Genomic DNA, 1,439 nt, shown 5'->3' with positions numbered 1-1,439 from the left:
TGTTTTCTGGACTAAAAAAAAGAAAGTAAATACAAAAAAGTCAAACTTTTCAATTCTAAAACGAAATAAAAATTAAATATTCCTTATAATTAATCTCTAATTTAAAGACTTACGGATTTAAGGAACATTTCCGCGCGATCGGGATTTTATATGGAATTTAGCGGAAAATGGTTTTGAGTACAGTAGGAAATTTTCATTGCTTCCATTATCCCCAGTTCGTGTGGTAACCTTTGGTGGTGATATTTTAACTGTCCCTGCTATTTATGTAAAATACCTAAGTGATAAGGAAAATTTAAAAGAATATTTTACAGATGTTTTAGTTCCTTATTTAAATGGTCTAGGTTTGGCAAGTGCGTCCAAAGTTTTAATTACAGGGACATCTCCAAAACTTATACAATTACTCGCCGTAGCAGAATTAGGAAAATCTACAATTGATTTAGCTCTTGATGACCCTAAACTTAAAAAATCATTATTGGATAATGATCATGGTTGGTTTGTTGAAAATTGGCCAAAGATTAGTATTGCTTTTGATATTACCACTTTAAGTGCTGATGTTATCACTAGCCTAGCAAAGAGAGGTGATGAAGTAGCAGAAGTTTTAGCTGATTCAGGTAAAAAAGAAGCTTCGGAGCATGTTCGCAAAGTTTCTGAAGAAGCTAGGAAAATTACAGGAGAAGCATTGCAAGTGAATAGAAAACTAGAACTAGTCACTAAAGAAGCAAAAAGACTTATTAATGAAGCATCAAAAGAAGTAAATATTGTAAAATCAGATTTAATTCATTTAGCATCAATCACAGAAGGAGAAGTGCAAGGTTTAGAGTATGCTTTAAAAACAGAAGAATCATTAGTTCGAAAAATGTATGATAGAACTTTATCTAAAGATATAGAAATACTAGGATTAGAAAATGCAATAAGCAAGACCTCTTTAAGGATGAACGATGTTATGCGTTTCACAATAACTTTTAATCCTAATAAATACGTGGATGGATATTTTGAGGTTTTAAATACTTTAAAAAGTAAAGGTTATAAAAAGATAGAAGGTGTTTCTTATAACGCTTGGTTTCAGGGTGATGGTTCCTATAGGGGTCTAAATACTACATTTGAAACACCCTCTGGGCAGCAGTTTGAATTTCAATTTCATACAGATGAAACATTTAAGTTAAAAAAATCAGATAATCATGAATTATATGAAATAGCAAGAGCCGCAGACACACCTGAAGCAGAAAAATTACTAGCACAAGAACAAATGAAAAAGAGTTATGAAACAATTTCTTTACCAAGAAATATTGAAAAAATGAGTAATGAGTAATTCGAAAGATCTATTTATTCTGAAAGATTGTAATAATTTAGTTACTATGGATTTGTTTAGAATAACTTCTAATAACCTGAGTTCGATTATTAGAACAGATAAATTTGGTTAGTATTTTGGGTTTCAAATT

At 30.6% G+C, this 1,439-nt stretch carries 1 protein-coding gene; it reads left to right on the top strand.

Translation table 11 applies throughout. The annotated features are described in order from the left end of the window. The first annotated feature begins 196 nt into the window (after positions 1-196). Positions 197-1,309 (top strand): phage head morphogenesis protein, SPP1 gp7 family, encoded by a 1,113-nt coding sequence (locus tag KQA_RS0218145; protein ID WP_010183063.1) that lies wholly within the window; start codon positions 197-199, stop codon positions 1,307-1,309. The last annotated feature ends 130 nt before the right edge of the window (positions 1,310-1,439 follow it).

It is taken from the genome of Aquimarina agarilytica ZC1 (assembly GCF_000255455.1).
GTDB lineage: Bacteria > Bacteroidota > Bacteroidia > Flavobacteriales > Flavobacteriaceae > Aquimarina > Aquimarina agarilytica.
Note: the sequence above shows the minus strand (reverse complement) of the source record. Positions and strands in the feature narration are given on the sequence as shown.